The following is a 16,068-nucleotide window of genomic DNA, read 5'->3' as shown; positions in this document are numbered from 1 at the left end:
TGAATTAAATATTCAGAAAATTCAATTAGTTAAAAATGGAAAATGAGATAAGGAAATTTGAATGGGGGTTATATTATGGCGAATAAAGTACCGTTTTCGTTCATAGTAGTTATTGGATTAATGTTATTTGCACTATTTTTTGGAGCAGGAAATTTAATATTCCCGGCAATGCTCGGTCAATCGGCAGGAGAGAATGTATGGATTGCTAACGCTGGATTTTTAGTAACGGGTGTTGGATTACCACTACTAGGTGTACTGGCATTTGGTTTTTCGGGTAAAGATGATTTACAGTCACTAGCAAGTCGTGCTCACCCAGTATTCGGGATTGTGTTTACAACAGTTTTATACTTAGCGATTGGCCCGTTATTTGCAATACCAAGAACAGGAAATGTATCTTATGAAATTGGTCTTAAACCGTTTATGCCAGAAGGATTAGGTTCTACACCTTTAATTCTTTTCACAATTGTATTCTTTAGCATCACTTGTTTTTTTTCGCTAAATCCTGCGAAAATTGTCGATATTGTTGGAAAAATCTTAACGCCAATTAAGTTAACTTTCATTGGTATTTTAGTAATCGTTGCTTTTATACATCCGATTGGAGATATGCAAGCACCAGTGGAAGCTTATACATCACATGCATTCTTTAAAGGATTTCAAGAAGGATACTTAACAATGGACACGCTTGCATCATTCGTATTTGGAATCATCATCATTAATGCAATTAAAGAAAAAGGTGCAAAAACGAAAACACAGATTATGATCGTTTGTGCAAAAGCGACAATCATTGCAGCATCTATTTTAGCAATTATCTATACAGCTCTTTCTTATATGGGTGCTTCAAGTGTTGCAAAGCTTGGACATTTAGAGAACGGTGGAGAAGTATTAGCGAAAGTTTCTAACTACTATTTCGGATCATATGGTGGAGTATTATTAGGGTTAATGATTACAGTAGCGTGTTTAACAACTAGTGTGGGACTTGTATCAGCATGTTCTTCATTCTTCCATAAGTTATTCCCAAATGTTCCTTACAAAGCGATTGCCATCACGCTATGTGTATTTAGTGCAATTGTTGCAAACGTAGGATTAACACAATTAATCGCAGTTTCTGTTCCAGTACTAACAGCAATTTATCCACTAGCAATCGTATTGATTTTCTTAACATTCTTCCATTCATTATTCAAAGGAAGAGCTGAAGTTTATCAAGTGAGCTTAATCGTAACATTTATCATCAGCTTATTCGATGGATTAAGTGCAGCTGGAGTTAACATTGAAGTAGTAAGCCGAGTGTTCACTAAATTCCTTCCGATGCAAGAAGTAGGATTAGGATGGATCTTCCCAGCAATTATCGGTGGATTTATCGGATATGGTATTAGCGTTTTAAAAGCAAAAAATCAAGTTCAACCAGCTAGTGCGAATAAGAAAATAGGTTAAATAAAAAAGTTATAGAACTTGTTTCTATAACTTTTTTTGTTACTATTAATAATGAAAGAAAATAAAGTAGTAGGGGAAATAAAATGAAAAAAACAATTGATCATATCGGCATCGCAGTTCGAGATATAGAAAGTACGATACATTTTTATGAAAAGGTGTTGTTAGGAACTTTAATAGATCGTTACGTAAGTGAAGCTCCTGGTGTGGAAAGCGAAGTAGCCATTCTTGAAGTGGATGGAGATAGAATTGAATTACTTGCGCCTACGAATAATACGACATCTCCAATTGCCCGATTTATAAAGCAAAAAGGTAAAGGTGTTCATCACGTTGCGTATCGTGTCGATGATTTAGATGTAGCTTTAGAAGAGTTAAAAGAACAAGGTATTCGAACGTTAGAGCATACACTTCGAATTAATAAGCACGGTAGAAGATTAATATATCTTAACCCAGCGGATACAGAGGGAACAATCATTGAGTATTGTGATTATCCAGAAGAGAAGTAAAGAAATTTTATGATGGAAGAAGGGTATTGCGTAATAACGTAATACCTTTTTCATTTATGTATTTCACACTTCTTTCACAAATGATTCACGATAACTTTTCTTCTTTAGGAACTTACATAAATATATTTTATGATATAATAACAATCGACTTTAAAAATGTAAGTTGTATCTATGAAGGTAGTTACTATTGTATTGGAAGTTAAGAGGTGAGAGAGAAATAAAAAGTTACACTGTATAGAAATTTATATTTAATCAGGTTAATATTTCGTCGAAGAATGAAACTTGGGAAGTTTAAGGAATGAAAAGATAGTGATGAGGAAGAAAGAAGTGAAATGATTGTGAAAGTAATGAGAAGGTTAGGGGCATGGCTATTAATTGCGTGTGTACTTATCATATTGATACCAAAAAGTGCATCTGCTCATGCGTACATTGTGAAATCAAACCCTGCTGAAAATGAAACGTTGAAGAAAGCACCATCTGTAGTGAAAATTGAATTTGATGAGGATATACAAGTTTCGCATTTTAATACATTGTTTGTAAGAGATACCTCAGGTACAAGAGTAGATTTAAAAGATGCTCATATCGATAAGAAAAACAAAAAAATATTAGAAGTAGGCTTAAAAGAAAACTTGAAAAACGGGCTTTACTCTATTCAGTGGAAAGTGATTTCTGCTGACGGGCATCCTATTCAAGGAGTTATTCCGTTCCGAATTGGGTCAGAGGAAGCGGGAGCAGACGATATACAAGTAGAAGAGATGGGGTATGTCCCGCAAATAGATATGATTATGGAACGTGGAGTTTTATATACAAGTTTCTCACTATTTATAGGCGTGCTATTCTTTAATCTTATTATGTATAAAGGGAATGCAACCTCGGTTCGATCAAGGAGTAAGAACATAATATGGATCTCATTATTGGGTATATTGATTAGCTTATTATTCAATCTACCATTGCAAGCGAAAATAAATGCTGATGTTTCATGGTTAGAAGCATTCGATCCGTTACTATTAAAAGAAACATTACAGCTTTCTGTTTTTGGATATGTATGGATTACTCAAATGGTTCTTATTAGTTCGCTTATAATTGTTACGTATTTTGCGATGAAGTGTGAGAAGCTGTCGTCGTTTAAAGTATGGAGCATTCCAATACTATTGTTTATCGGGATACTTGTTATGAAAGCCTTTAATAGTCACGCATTTGGTTTAAAGTTTAAAGAGATTGCGGTCGTTATGGACTTTCTACATTTATTCGCAGCTTCGTTATGGATTGGTGGTCTATCATCTATTGTTCTTCTTTTACGTAAAGAGGATGATAAGTGGAGTATGTATTGGGATATGATTAAGCGCTTTTCACCGTGGGCAACAGGTGCTGTCATCGTAATTTTAATAACAGGTCTTTTTAACAGTACATTCTTTATACCAACAATACACTCGTTATTTGATACGAAGTATGGATTAGTTTTATTAGCAAAGATACTTTTATTCATTTTCATGGGGATATTGGGAATTGTTCATTATGTGAAAGGGAAAATGAGAGCGGAGCAAGGTTTAGGCGCTACGGTGAAAGTAGAGTTTATCATAGGAATTATCATTTTCGTAATCGTAGCTTTTATGACAAACGTACAAACACCGCCGATGCCTCCAACTGGACCTTTTACAGAGAGTAAGCAATTAGATAATGGATATGAACTTACTTTACATGTAAGTCCTAATAAAGTAGGACAAAATACATTCCATATTACTTTAAAGGATGAGAACGGACAACCTGTTACTGATATGGAGCAAATTATTTTAACCACGCAATCATTGGATATGAATATGGGGAAGGGTTCATTTAAAGTTTCGGCCGTGTCACCAGGAGAATATGAAGCGGAAGGTATGTATATTAACATGACAGGAAACTGGAATATACAAGTGCACGGATTAACAAAATCTCTTGATAGTTTTGATACGGATTATAAATTTATTGTAGGCGGCAGATAAAGTGAAACTTTAATCAGCCCTCATCAATCGGGTTATCCGGCGAATAGCGGGATAAAGAGAAGGTATAGATAAAAAGGAGCTAATAGAAAATGAAACGTATAAAAAAATTTGGCACAACAATGATCGCAACAATAATTGCAATGGGGATTTTTTCGTTACCTGTTAGTGCGCACGTCACTGTGAAACCAGAAGCTTCGGACGTTAATTCTTGGGAGACTTACACGATAAAAGTACCAGTTGAGAAGAATCTAGCAACGACAAAAGTTACATTGAAAATACCGTCTGGAGTAGAGTTCCAACAGTATGAACCAGTGCCAGGATGGAAAGTGGAAGAGCAGAAAGATAATGCCGGAAAAGTTAAAACTGTAGTATGGGAAGCAACAGGAGAAGGGATTTTACCCGGTCAGTTCCAGCGATTTACTTTCGTCGCTAAAAATCCGGATAAAGAACAAAAAATAGCTTGGGATGCATATCAACAATATAAAGACGGAGAAATTGTTGAATGGACAGGCGATGAAAAAGCTGAAAAACCACATTCACTTACTACAATTGCAAAAGGTACGTCATTAACAGGAGAACATGGTGAAGTATCTAGTGTAGAAAAGAATGAAGGTACTAGTAATATGCAATTGATAGCAATTGTTTTATCTATTTTGGCGATTGTATCTTCGGTAGGTGCGTGTGTTTTTGTAGTACGTCGTAAAAAGTAAGATATAAGAAAGAGCCTACAAACCGTAGGCTCTTTCTTATATCTATTTCACTTCAACCTGCTGCCTTACAGCAAGTGTTTTCGGCTTTATATTTACGAAACAAATACTCACCACAATAAATAATAGTCCGATGAATAAGCTAATAGTAATGGCCTCATGTAAGAAAATTGAACTTACAATAATAGCGATTAGTGGAATAAGAAATGTATAAGCCCCAACTTTACTTGCTTCACCAGCTCCAACAAGAGTAAAGTATGCAAGCCATCCCATTGCAATAACAAAGAATGAAATAAAGAGTAGTACGCTAACAAATGGTATACTCCAAGCGATACTAGACCAGCTTTCAAACTCTGAACCAAATCCAATTAAGCAAAGCCCGCCAATAATAAGCTGCAGTGTTACCATCCAAATGGAATTAACGCGGTGCCCAGTCTTCTTAATAAATACTGTTCCAAGTGCCCAGCCAATAGCGCATCCTATCGCGAGAAGGATTCCGATAATAGAAATATGTCCAGTTAAACTACTAGAGCTAATGACACCTACGCCAATAAATCCAAGAACAAGCCCGAAAATTTTTAAGCCGTACATAGATTCTTCAAGCCAAATCCATGAGAAAATGCCGAGTAAAACAGGTTGTAGAAATACAATGGCGGAAAATAACCCAGCGGGCATATATTGAAGGCCTACAGTTTGTAATCCGTAAAATATAATGATGTTAAGTAAAGAAGAAATAACGTATAAATGCCAAGTTTCTTTTAAGTGTAACTCTTTGTATTTCGGTAATGCGAAAAGGAGTAAAATAAATCCTCCAATTAAAGTTCGAACGCCTGCAAATAAAACGGGTGGTGTATAATGCAGGGCAAACTTAGATAAAGGCCAATTGATTCCCCACATGAAAACGAGAAAGGTAAGGATTATGGCCGTCTTAGTTCGAGAAAGCTGTGTCACGGTAAGACCTCCTTGTTGTTATTCATTTCACTATGATATGATATCGACTGTAATAAATAAAATGAATCTTTTTTATAAGGAGTATAAGTGATTAGTTATGACCATTACACAACTGCAAGTATTAATAAAAACTGTTGAGCTAGGTAGTTTTACGAAGGCTGCTCGGGTGTTAAATATGACGCAGCCAGCTGTAAGTCATGCAATTTCAAGTATTGAGTCAGAGTTAGGAGTTACGATTCTTATACGTGATAAACGAAAAGGGCTAATCGTTACGGATGTAGGAAACAGAATTCTTGTGCATATTAGAGAGATTTTGAACGGTGTAGAGAAGATTGAACAAGAAGTTGCGATGGAGAAAGGACACGAAGTTGGGACGATTCGAATTGGGAGTTTTCCGAGTGCCTCTGCACATTTCTTACCCAAAATGATAAACCTTTTTAAGGAGAAGTATCCGAACTTAGAAGTTGTTCTTTGTGAAGGAACGATTAAAGAGGTTGAAGATTGGTTAGTATCGAGGGTTGTTGATATAGGAATTGTTATTTTGCCTAATAAAGAGATGGAGATTGTCCCATTAACGAAGGGCAAAATGGTTGCTATCTTAAGAGATGATCATCCTCTTTGTAAGAAGGACTCTATTACAATTAGTGATTTAGAGAATGAACCGATTATATTATGTAAGGGTGGATACGAACCACCCATTATTGATATGTTTAAACAAGCAAACGTACCACTTCGGGCTGAGTATGTAATATCAACCGTTACTACAGCTTTAAACATGATTCAAGAAGGGCTAGGTATTGCAATATTAGCCGAATTATCTTTAACGAATTTACCACAGAATGTGCAAACGAGAGAATTGGAACCACAAGTATGGAGAGAAATTGCTTTAGCTGTTCCTTCATTAAAGGATTCCTCAATCGCTGTGCAGCTATTTATTGAAGAATTTCAAGCGCTATTTGCAGAATAAAAAGAGGTGTCTCATATATCATAATGGGACACTTTTTTTATTTGCTTATAAAAAATCTATGAAAAGGATTGACTTATCTTTTTGTTGTAACTATAATGATTACATCGAGGTGGTGATCACGATGAAAATTAGTAGCCGCTTTTCTATAGCTGTTCATATTTTATCTATTTTGAAAAACAATCCATCTTCACTTTGTACTTCAGACTATATAGCTGAAAGTGTAAACACAAATCCAGTAGTCATTCGTAAAATGATGTCGTACTTGAAACAAGCTGGTTTTGTATATGTAAATCGCGGTCCAGGTGGTGCGGGATTATTAAAGGATTTACATGAAATCACATTGTTAGATGTGTATCATGCAGTGAATGTAGTGGAAGAAGACAAACTATTCCATATTCACGAGCAACCAAATCCAGATTGTCCAATTGGAGCGAATATTCAAGCGGTGTTAGAAGTTATATTAATACAAGCGCAATCCGCGATGGAAGAAGTTTTGAGCAATATTACGATGGGGCATTTGTTTGAAATTTTGCAAGAAAAAATGAATGCTTAAATCATATTTTATATTTTTTTATTATCAATGTAACTGATTTGATTACAACTATAAAGGTAAGGTGTAAAAGTATGACTGTAAAAATGAAAGTATACTCAGATTTTATATGTCCATTTTGTTTTTTAGCAAAAGGTCCATTAGATGAAGTAGCGAAAGAGAAAGATGTAGAAATTGAATGGATGCCATTTGAATTACGTCCAAGTCCATATTCAAAAATAGATCCATGGAATGAGCCAGAAAAATTAGGCTCATGGGATGCTTTTATTCTTCCAACTGCGAAGAAGTTAGGAATCGATATGCGTTTGCCACGTGTTTCTCCGCATCCATATACACATTTAGCTTTCGAAGGGTGTCAATTTGCGAAAGAACGTGGACTAGGAAATGAGTATCATCACCGCGTATTCACAGCATTTTTCCAAGAAGAGCAAAACATTGAAGATATTGATGTTTTAACAAAATTAGCGGTAGAAGTAGGTCTTCCTGAAGCTGAATTTAAAGATGCGTTAGTAACTCGTAAATATAAAGAAAAGCATCAAGAAGCAATTCAGCATGCATATGATGAAGCGAATATTATGGCTGTTCCAACTGTCATGATTGGAGATGAAGTCATTCAAGGGCTTGCTAGTAAAGAAACGCTACAAAGAGTCATTGATAAAGAAATTGAAAAGGATAAAACAAATTCATTTGAAGGTATGCAATGTAATACAGATGGATATTGCTAAATCGCTTGTTATGAAATAACAAAATAAATTATAAAACAAATATTTGGAGGAATTAAAATGTCAGCAACTACAACAAACTTAAAAGAAGCAATCGTGAACCGTCGTTCCATTCGTAAAGTAACAAAAAACGATGCAATTACGAAAGAAAGAATTGAAGAAGTTTTAAAAACAGCGTTACACGCACCAACATCTTTCAATATGCAAAGTGGTCGTATGGTTGTATTAATGGATGGAGAGCATGAAAAGTTTTGGGATATTGTTAAAGAAACACTAAGAGCCCGCGTACCAGCAGAAAACTTTGAAGCGACTGTAGAAAGATTAAAAGGTTTCCATACAGGTGTTGGGACTGTGTTATTCTTTGAAGATCAAGCAACAGTAGAAAAAATGCAAGAAAATGCACCATTATATAAAGATCAGTTCCCATTCTGGTCTCATCAAGGAAATGCAATGTTACAACATACTGTATGGATGTTATTATCGGCTGAAGGAATTGGTGCATCATTACAACACTACAATCCAATCGTAGATGCTGAAGTGAAAGAAACTTGGAACATTCCGGCAGAGTGGAGCTTAGTAGGACAAATGCCATTTGGTGAGCCAAATGAACAACCAGGAGAAAGAACTTTCTTACCTACTGAAGATGTAGTGAAATTTTATTAAGAAATTTAATATATATAAAGTTAAATGAAAGGAGAGTACATATTGGCCATATATGTACTCTCCTTTCGTATGCAATGTTAAACTCTTACTGCAAGAACGACTTCCTTCATATGAATCGAAGTCTTTCCTTACAATTAAAAATCTGTTATGTTTATTATTTTGAAATGACAGTAAACATCCCCGTCATGTTTGGTGAGTAATCCTTAAAATCAAATTTTTCATAGAATGATTCTTTATCTTGTGATGCAAACAAACCGACAAACGCCTTATCAGGGGCATTCTCATGTAAGTATGCAACTAAACGATGCATGATTTCTTTCCCAATACCATGTTTCTGATAATCCGGATGAACCACTATATCTTGAATATAGAAATAGATAGCTCCATCACCAACAATTCTCCCCATGCCAATCATTTGTTCATTATCTTTCACTGTGATGCAGTGAATAGAATTCTTCAGTGAAGTATCCGCTACTTCAAAATTCATATAATTAGTCCATCCAACAGAATCACACAAGTATTTGTACTCTTCTAATGTTGGAATGTTCTGTTTAAACTCATATGTTTTCAAAATGTAACCTCCAAGTCCTTAAATACAACATGTATATAAATTCGACATTTTTTTATCTTTTCCTCTTATGTAACTGAATCCCTTTTGGCTATTGAATTTCGTACAGTTTCCTTATTTGTATTAATTTATAAGAGTTTAGGGGAAAAATATTAGAAATAATGCAGTAGAAAGGGAAGTGGAAAAATGAATGATGAGAAAAAATATACAGTGGTAGGTACTGATGTTGAGGAGGTAAAACGTTTAAATAAGGATTCAGGGTTAACGTATAATCAAGTGAAGGAATTATTAGCGAAGCAAATGAAAAAAAGAATGAATTAAATTGAAATTCTTCATTTTTTCATTTAGCATTTTAATAAGAGAGGGTTATAAGGATAACTCTCTTTTTCAATACAATTGAGCAACTTTTAGAGCGGAGGAAACAGCATGAAAAAGTGGATAAAGATAACGCTGTCCATTGCTGGGGGGATCGTCCTATTGACATGTGCCGGAGGATATTACGTGTATAAAAATTATTTTCCAAAGGAACCTGAGCGTATCGTATATGATAAAGATAGAGTGTTAAAACCGATACATAATCAGTTGAAAGGGATTAACATAGATAATGTGAAGATAAAAGAAAAAGAGGTTGTAAATGCGACTGTGAACGAGCTTCAAAAAATGATTGATGATGGAAAATTATCATATAAAGAATTAACGAGTATTTATCTTTTTAGAATACAAGAACATGACCAAAATGGAATATCATTAAATGCTGTTACAGAGATTAATCCAAATGCAATGGAAGAAGCGCGAAAGTTAGATAAAGAAAGGTCTTCAAATAAGAAGTCGAACTTATACGGCATGCCGGTTATCGTAAAAGATAATGTACAAACAGAAAAGGTGATGCCGACAAGTGCGGGCACGTATGTGTTAAAAGATTGGATTGCAGATGAAGATGCGACAATCGTGAAGAAGTTGAAAGAAGAAGGTGCGTTTGTTTTAGGGAAAGCGAATATGTCTGAGTGGGCAAATTATTTATCCTTTACAATGCCTAGCGGATATAGCGGAAAAAAAGGACAAAATTTGAATCCATACGGTCCGATTACGTTTGATACATCGGGATCAAGTTCTGGATCTGCTACAGTAGTTGCGGCAGATTTTGCACCACTTGCAATCGGGACGGAAACGACTGGGTCAATTGTAGCACCCGCGACGCAGCAATCAGTAGTTGGGTTGCGTCCATCACTAGGTATGGTGAGTAGATCTGGCATTATTCCGTTAGCTGAAACACTTGATACAGCAGGACCGATGGCAAGAACGGTAAAGGATGCGGCAACGTTATTTAATATAATGGTAAGTTATGATGAAAAAGATGCTATGACAGAAAAAATGAAAGATAAAGAAAGAATTGATTATACGAAGGACTTATCAATAGACGGATTGATAGGGAAAAAAGTAGGAGTTCTTTTTTCAATAGATCGACAAGATGAGAATAGAAAAGAAGTAGCAGAGAAGATTAGAAAAGACCTTCAAGATGCAGGTGCGATATTGACTGATGATATTCAGTTAAACGATGGGGGAGTAGATAATTTGCAAACATTAGAATATGAGTTCAAACATAATGTTAACGATTATCTTGCACAGCAAAAAAATGTACCGGTAAAATCGCTAGAAGAGATTATAGCGTTTAATAAAAATGATAGTAATAGACGAATAAAGTATGGACAAACATTAATCGAGGGATCTGAAAAATCTGCTATAACGAAAGATGAGTTTGAAAAAATAGTGCGATCGAGTCAAGAAAATGCAAGAAAAGAGCTAGATAGATATTTAGTAGAAAAAGGTTTGGATGCTTTAGTTATGATTAACAACGAAGAAGTTCTTCTATCAGCTGTAGCTGGTTATCCAGAATTAGCGGTGCCAGCAGGATATGATGACAATGGAGAGCCGGTAGGTGCAGTGTTTGTCGGGAAGCAATTTGGTGAAAAAGAACTGTTCAATATTGGATATGCGTATGAGCAGCAGTCTAAAAATAGAAAATCACCAAAATTGTAAAAAGGTAAACGAAAAAAAGCTCTATGAGTGGGGTAATATGAAAAGAATCTAACAATATAAAAAGAAAAAAAGGATTCTTCTCAATTAGTAAGAAAGATTGTCTATAGAAGTTCATAAAATGTAATATATTCAATTTCCATCCATTGAAGGGGGAGGTTAAATCTTAATGAATGAAGTGAAAAATTTCTTTCGAAGTAGAGGGTTCCAACGGTTTCTCGTTTTAATAATAGTAGCGCTTGTATTATATGGATTAAGAAGTATGATCAATTTAATATTAATTACGTTCATACTTACATTTTTAATGGATCGGTTTCAACGTTTTATTTCAAAGAAATTGAAAGTGAATCGGAAAATTGTTATCGCATGTTTGTATATAATATTAGTTACTTTTATCGGCACAACATTATATAAATATTTACCTGTGCTAACGATACAAATTTCCCAATTGATTTATCAGTTTAGGCTGTTTTTTCAAAATCCACCTGATAATGAGATCATTAAATATGCACTTTCAACAATTAATGGGATGGAAGTATCAAAATATATAGAACAAGGTGTAGATGTCATATATCAATCGATTGCAAATATAGGAAAAGTCAGTTTGCAAATACTACTCTCTCTTATTCTAAGTTTATTTTTCTTGTTAGAAAAAGCACGCATAATATCATTTACTTCGAAATTTAAAGATAGTAGTCTGAAGGTTTTTTATGAGGAGATTGCATATTTTGGTGAAAGGTTTGCAAGATCGTTCGGTAAAGTAATTGAAGCACAGTTTTTAATTGCGGTTGTCAATTGTGTACTCACTGTAATTGCACTTGTGATTTTAGGATTTCCGCAGCTTCTTGTATTGGCCGTCATGGTCTTTCTACTCGGTTTGATTCCAGTTGCTGGTGTTATCATTTCCTTGTTTCCACTTTGTATTATTGCTTATAACGTAGGCGGAGTAATGTACGTTGTATACATACTTGTGTTCATTACAGTAATCCATGCTCTTGAAAGCTACTTTTTAAATCCGAAGTTTATGTCTGCGAAAACGAATTTACCAATCTTTTATACATTTATGATTCTCATCTTCTCAGAACATTTCCTTGGAATATGGGGGCTTATTATCGGGATACCAATCTTTATCTTTTTATTAGATGTACTTGATGTAAACAATGAGGAACAGTTTAAAAAATAGAAAAAGATAGAAAATAAATGATGTTTTCAAGGAACAATCAAAAAAAGCAATCCAAAGTAAATTGGATTGCTTTTTTGAATTCACGATTACAGAACAGGAGCCATTGTTTCTTTCAACACTTGAACAGAGTGATCGAATTTTAATTCTTCTTCTTCACTTAATTCCACTTCTAAAATCTCACGAACACCGCCGCGATTTAAAACAGCAGGTACGCCGATATAAACATCTTTTTGACCGTATTGACCTTCTAAATATGCTGAAACAGTTAATACACTATTTTCGTCGTTTAAAATGGCCTTAGTAACACGTAGAAGTGACATACCGATACCATAGTAAGTTGCACCTTTTCGCTCAATAATATGGTAAGCTGCGTCACGAACATTTATGAAAATTTTGTCTAAATCTTCTTGCGTGTATGTGTTGTCTTTATCAAGAAGCGTTTGTAGTTTTTGAATACCAATTGATACGTGACTCCAAACAGGAAGTTCTGTATCGCCATGTTCTCCGATAATATAAGCATGAATGTTGTGTGGACCAATATTGAAGTACTCACCTAACATATAGCGGAAACGAGCAGAATCAAGAGTTGTACCAGAACCGATTACGCGTTCTTTTGGTAAACCAGATTCTTTCCAAGTTACGTAAGTTAAAATATCGACAGGGTTAGTTGCGATTAAGAAGATACCATCAAATCCGCTATCCATAATACTACGAACGATTTGTTTAAAGATTTTCGCGTTTTTTTCAACTAAATCTAAACGTGTTTCGCCTGGTTTTTGTGGTAATCCAGCCGTAATGACTACAAGATCAGCGTCTTTACAATCTTCGTAGCTACCTTTCCATACTCTAGTTGGAGCTGGTGCAAAAGGAACAGCATGACTTAAGTCCATCGCTTCTCCTTCAGCTTTTGCCTCGTTTACATCAACTAAAACAAATTCTTCAGCTACAGCTTGGTTAATCATGCAGTAAGCATAACTACATCCAACTGCTCCTGTTCCTACTAATACAACACGGTTAATACCTTTTTTCATTTCAAAATTCCTCGCAATTTCATTGATTTTATTATGTAAGATAGTACGTCTTACTTCTATAGAGTCATATCTAGTTTATTACATTTTATAAAAGATATTCAAGTAATTGAAAATGTATCCGTGCAATTCTTTGCACGAAACATAGGAAGTGAGTGAACCGAATATAATGCAATAAAATCCTTTATCGAAGGGGAAAAGGGCATGATGCAGCCATTAACGATGGAAAGAATGCTCCATATTATTAATGTGGGGCTCGTTAAAACGAATAATCCAAAGCAGATTATTATTGCAGGTGCAGGGATTTCAGGATTAGTTGCAGCATCGTTATTGAAAGAAGCAGGGCATAACATAACAATTTTAGAAGCGAATAACCGAATAGGCGGAAGGATATATACGATTCGTGAACCATTTAGTTCTGGTTTATATTTTAATGCAGGACCAATGAGAATTCCTGAAACACACGGGTTAACTTTAGCCTACATTCGTAAATTTAAATTACCGTTAAATCTTTTTGTAAATAAAACCGCTTCAGATATTATTTATACGAATAATATTAAAACGAGATTGAGCGTGTTTGAAAAAAATCCAAGTATACTTGGATATCCAATTGTAGAGAACGAAAAAGGAAAAACAGCCGAAGAGCTAATGTTAGTAGTATTAGAACCAATACTTAATTTTATAAAAAAAGATCCTAATAAAAACTGGATCATCGTTGAAAAAAAGTATAAAACATATTCGCTCGGATCATTTTTAAGCGAGTATTATTCAGATGGAGCAATAGATATGATTGGGGTACTTCTAGATATGGAAGCATATATGGGAATGTCTTTAATTGAAGTATTACGTGAAATGATCTTTTTTACTTCAACGACAAAATATTATGAGATAACGGGCGGAATGGATACATTACCAAATTCATTTTTACCGGAGTTAAAAGAAAATATTTTTATGTCGTATAAAGTAGAAAAAATTATACAGGAAGATAATAAAGTAATGATGCAAGTAACAAATGAACAAACGTTACATCCATTTGTGGTAACAGGCGACATTGCTATTATCACAATTCCATTTTCAGCGTTACGATTTGTAGAAGTTCAGCCATATCATTTATTCTCTTATTTTAAAAGACGGGCAATTCGTGAATTAAACTATATAGCTTCGACTAAAATTGCGATAGAGTTTAAAAGTAGATTTTGGGAAAGAGTGGGGCAGCGTGGCGGTAAATCTATTACAGATTTACCTATACGATTTACATATTATCCGAGTTATGGCATTCATACACCAGGGGCGGCTATCGTTTTAGCGAGTTATACGTGGGCAGATGAGGCGTTAACGTGGGATAGTCTCCCGCAAAGAGATCGTATACGTTACGCATTAAAAAATTTAGCGGAAATATACGGTGAAATCGTCTATAGTGAGTTTGTTACTGGAACATCTTTTAGCTGGAGCCAAAATCCGTATTCTTGCGGCGCATTTACGGCTTTCGAACCAGGTCAAGAGCTCGAGTTATTTCCGTATATTACGCCGCCAGCTGGCAAAGTACACTTTGCAGGAGAGCATACGACATTAACACATGGATGGATGCAAGGAGCAATAGAGTCTGGAATTCGAGTTGCTTATGAAGTAAACGAACAGTGAAGATATATTTACAAATCACTATTCTTTTAATAAAATGATTAATATAAATCGTAATTATTACGCTTTGAATATGTTTGAAATAAAGAAATGGATGGTCGATCAAATGAAAAAAGTAGAAATTCATATATTAGGTGGCTTTTTAGGAAGTGGAAAATCAACATTATTACAAAATTTATTGTTAGCGGAGAAAAAGAAGAATAGAAAAGTTGCAGTATTAATGAATGAAATTGGTGAATACTCGGTAGATACAGATATTATTGGAAAAGAGAATGTTTTAAGGGAACTTCTGAAAGGATGTATTTGTTGTACGCTAAAAGAAGAGCTTGAAATACAATTACACTCGTTATATCAGCAAGAAAGACCAGATGTCATTTATATAGAAACGACAGGTGTTGCACATCCAATTGAAGTGTTAGATGCGTGTGTATCACCAATTTTAGCACCTTTTCTAGAAGTGAAATCAATTGTAGTCGTTTTAGATGCAGTAAGGTGGTTAAATCGAAGAGTATTAAGTGCAAACGTTCAGCAATTATTGCATGAGCAATTGAAGTTTGGTAGCCACATTTTAATTAATAAATCAGATTTACTAACAGATGCGGATAAGAACAAAGTAATTGAAGAAGTGAAAGCAATAAATAATCATGCGAAATTGTTTGAAACAAAATATTGTAATATATCTTTAGAAGACATAGAAGAAGCTGAATTTACGAATGATGGGGAACATGAGACACTACATGTAAAACAGCATTTGCATATACAAACGATGACATATCAATTTACGAAATCGATTGATCAAGATAAATTATACGAATGGCTTTCGAATTTACCAGATAGTATTTATCGTGTAAAAGGATTTGTGAAATTCCATGGAGATAAATACCCGCACCTATTCCAATATTCATTTGGGGTACCAACTTTACTGGAACAAGATTTCGGTTTCCCGACGAACTTGGTAGTAATAGGAGAAGGGCTAGATAAGAAACAATTGGCTGAAGGGTTAGAGAAAGTAGAACTTAATTCTAATTAAGATTAAAGGACTAACTTCAAATTAAGTTAGTCCTTTTTTATATGTAGAAAAACGCTTGCAGATTTTGTCTAATAAAAATAATTGTAAAATTCAGAAATATATTTATAATCA

The 16,068-nt window shown here is 34.6% G+C and carries 16 protein-coding genes; 13 read left to right on the top strand and 3 right to left on the bottom strand.

From position 1 onward, the window contains the following. Window positions 1–75 precede the first annotated feature (75 nt). The 4 genes from brnQ (at window position 76) to MNO09_RS21575 (ending at window position 4,626) form a co-directional block, all read left to right on the top strand. On the top strand, window positions 76–1,431 hold the full coding sequence (gene brnQ / locus MNO09_RS21590; RefSeq protein ID WP_001284769.1) for a branched-chain amino acid transport system II carrier protein: 1,356 nt from the start codon (window positions 76–78) through the stop codon (window positions 1,429–1,431). An 83-nt stretch (window positions 1,432–1,514) separates the two neighbouring features. Further along, window positions 1,515–1,934, top strand: coding sequence for a VOC family protein (locus tag MNO09_RS21585; RefSeq protein ID WP_000750864.1), 420 nt, complete (start codon window positions 1,515–1,517; stop codon window positions 1,932–1,934). Between the two features lie 332 nt (window positions 1,935–2,266). Further along, window positions 2,267–3,916 (top strand): copper resistance CopC/CopD family protein, encoded by a 1,650-nt coding sequence (locus MNO09_RS21580; protein ID WP_070168706.1) that lies wholly within the window; start codon window positions 2,267–2,269, stop codon window positions 3,914–3,916. An 89-nt stretch (window positions 3,917–4,005) separates the two neighbouring features. Further along, window positions 4,006–4,626 carry a YcnI family copper-binding membrane protein gene (locus MNO09_RS21575; protein ID WP_000821375.1) on the top strand — a complete coding sequence of 207 codons (621 nt, stop codon included), beginning with the start codon at window positions 4,006–4,008 and terminating at the stop codon, window positions 4,624–4,626. Window positions 4,627–4,668: 42 nt separating this feature from the next. On the opposite strand, the gene MNO09_RS21570 is transcribed toward MNO09_RS21575, so the two are convergent. Beyond that, entirely contained in the window at window positions 4,669–5,574 is a 906-nt protein-coding gene (locus MNO09_RS21570) for a DMT family transporter (protein ID WP_000192802.1), read from the bottom strand. A 97-nt stretch (window positions 5,575–5,671) separates the two neighbouring features. On the opposite strand from MNO09_RS21570, the gene MNO09_RS21565 reads away from it, so the two are divergent. The 4 genes from MNO09_RS21565 (at window position 5,672) to MNO09_RS21550 (ending at window position 8,476) form a co-directional block, all read left to right on the top strand. Next, complete coding sequence (locus MNO09_RS21565; RefSeq protein ID WP_000156767.1) at window positions 5,672–6,541, top strand: LysR family transcriptional regulator; 870 nt, start codon at window positions 5,672–5,674, stop codon at window positions 6,539–6,541. 121 nt (window positions 6,542–6,662) lie between these two features. Next, window positions 6,663–7,094, top strand: a complete 432-nt coding sequence (locus MNO09_RS21560) for an Rrf2 family transcriptional regulator (RefSeq protein ID WP_000704067.1) — start codon at window positions 6,663–6,665, stop codon at window positions 7,092–7,094. Between the two features lie 71 nt (window positions 7,095–7,165). Further along, entirely contained in the window at window positions 7,166–7,816 is a 651-nt protein-coding gene (locus MNO09_RS21555; protein WP_000216675.1) for a DsbA family oxidoreductase, read from the top strand. Window positions 7,817–7,873: 57 nt separating this feature from the next. Further along, entirely contained in the window at window positions 7,874–8,476 is a 603-nt protein-coding gene (locus MNO09_RS21550; protein ID WP_001277030.1) for a nitroreductase family protein, read from the top strand. A gap of 154 nt (window positions 8,477–8,630) precedes the next feature. On the opposite strand, the gene MNO09_RS21545 is transcribed toward MNO09_RS21550, so the two are convergent. Continuing rightward, window positions 8,631–9,047 (bottom strand): GNAT family N-acetyltransferase, encoded by a 417-nt coding sequence (locus MNO09_RS21545; RefSeq protein ID WP_000860623.1) that lies wholly within the window; start codon window positions 9,045–9,047, stop codon window positions 8,631–8,633. A gap of 183 nt (window positions 9,048–9,230) precedes the next feature. Here MNO09_RS21545 and MNO09_RS21540 point away from each other — a divergent pair, with 183 nt between their 5' ends. The 3 genes from MNO09_RS21540 (at window position 9,231) to MNO09_RS21530 (ending at window position 12,261) form a co-directional block, all read left to right on the top strand. Continuing rightward, complete coding sequence (locus MNO09_RS21540) at window positions 9,231–9,365, top strand: hypothetical protein (protein ID WP_000997339.1); 135 nt, start codon at window positions 9,231–9,233, stop codon at window positions 9,363–9,365. A gap of 105 nt (window positions 9,366–9,470) precedes the next feature. Further along, on the top strand, window positions 9,471–11,081 hold the full coding sequence (locus MNO09_RS21535; protein WP_000758817.1) for an amidase family protein: 1,611 nt from the start codon (window positions 9,471–9,473) through the stop codon (window positions 11,079–11,081). 166 nt (window positions 11,082–11,247) lie between these two features. Next, on the top strand, window positions 11,248–12,261 hold the full coding sequence (locus MNO09_RS21530) for an AI-2E family transporter (protein ID WP_001006590.1): 1,014 nt from the start codon (window positions 11,248–11,250) through the stop codon (window positions 12,259–12,261). A gap of 86 nt (window positions 12,262–12,347) precedes the next feature. Here MNO09_RS21530 and MNO09_RS21525 read toward each other — a convergent pair whose 3' ends face one another. Beyond that, window positions 12,348–13,292: an L-lactate dehydrogenase gene (locus tag MNO09_RS21525; protein ID WP_000715323.1), complete on the bottom strand. Its 945-nt coding sequence runs from the start codon at window positions 13,290–13,292 to the stop codon at window positions 12,348–12,350. Between the two features lie 201 nt (window positions 13,293–13,493). Between MNO09_RS21525 and MNO09_RS21520 the strand changes: the two genes are divergently transcribed. Both MNO09_RS21520 and MNO09_RS21515 read left to right on the top strand, forming a co-directional pair. Beyond that, window positions 13,494–14,930: a flavin monoamine oxidase family protein gene (locus MNO09_RS21520; protein ID WP_000983562.1), complete on the top strand. Its 1,437-nt coding sequence runs from the start codon at window positions 13,494–13,496 to the stop codon at window positions 14,928–14,930. A gap of 103 nt (window positions 14,931–15,033) precedes the next feature. Next, the gene (locus MNO09_RS21515) at window positions 15,034–15,957 is read left to right on the top strand and encodes a CobW family GTP-binding protein (protein WP_000754944.1); all 924 of its coding nucleotides are present in this window, start codon (window positions 15,034–15,036) and stop codon (window positions 15,955–15,957) included. Window positions 15,958–16,068: the final 111 nt, after the last annotated feature.

The sequence above is a fragment of the Bacillus sp. N5-665 genome, assembly GCF_022637375.2.
Taxonomy (GTDB): domain Bacteria; phylum Bacillota; class Bacilli; order Bacillales; family Bacillaceae_G; genus Bacillus_A; species Bacillus_A wiedmannii.
The sequence above is the reverse complement of the archived record's forward strand: the minus strand, read 5'-3'. Positions and strand labels throughout refer to the sequence as shown.

Coding starts and splice junctions, on each gene's coding strand:
- MNO09_RS21520 (WP_000983562.1), top strand. CDS start 13,494: ATGATGCAGCCATTAACGATGGAAAGAATGCTCCATATTATTAATGTG.
- MNO09_RS21560 (WP_000704067.1), top strand. CDS start 6,663: ATGAAAATTAGTAGCCGCTTTTCTATAGCTGTTCATATTTTATCTATT.
- MNO09_RS21550 (WP_001277030.1), top strand. CDS start 7,874: ATGTCAGCAACTACAACAAACTTAAAAGAAGCAATCGTGAACCGTCGT.
- MNO09_RS21540 (WP_000997339.1), top strand. CDS start 9,231: ATGAATGATGAGAAAAAATATACAGTGGTAGGTACTGATGTTGAGGAG.
- MNO09_RS21580 (WP_070168706.1), top strand. CDS start 2,267: ATGATTGTGAAAGTAATGAGAAGGTTAGGGGCATGGCTATTAATTGCG.
- MNO09_RS21555 (WP_000216675.1), top strand. CDS start 7,166: ATGACTGTAAAAATGAAAGTATACTCAGATTTTATATGTCCATTTTGT.
- MNO09_RS21525 (WP_000715323.1), bottom strand. CDS start 13,292: ATGAAAAAAGGTATTAACCGTGTTGTATTAGTAGGAACAGGAGCAGTT.
- MNO09_RS21575 (WP_000821375.1), top strand. CDS start 4,006: ATGAAACGTATAAAAAAATTTGGCACAACAATGATCGCAACAATAATT.
- MNO09_RS21585 (WP_000750864.1), top strand. CDS start 1,515: ATGAAAAAAACAATTGATCATATCGGCATCGCAGTTCGAGATATAGAA.
- MNO09_RS21535 (WP_000758817.1), top strand. CDS start 9,471: ATGAAAAAGTGGATAAAGATAACGCTGTCCATTGCTGGGGGGATCGTC.
- MNO09_RS21530 (WP_001006590.1), top strand. CDS start 11,248: ATGAATGAAGTGAAAAATTTCTTTCGAAGTAGAGGGTTCCAACGGTTT.
- brnQ (WP_001284769.1), top strand. CDS start 76: ATGGCGAATAAAGTACCGTTTTCGTTCATAGTAGTTATTGGATTAATG.
- MNO09_RS21565 (WP_000156767.1), top strand. CDS start 5,672: ATGACCATTACACAACTGCAAGTATTAATAAAAACTGTTGAGCTAGGT.
- MNO09_RS21515 (WP_000754944.1), top strand. CDS start 15,034: ATGAAAAAAGTAGAAATTCATATATTAGGTGGCTTTTTAGGAAGTGGA.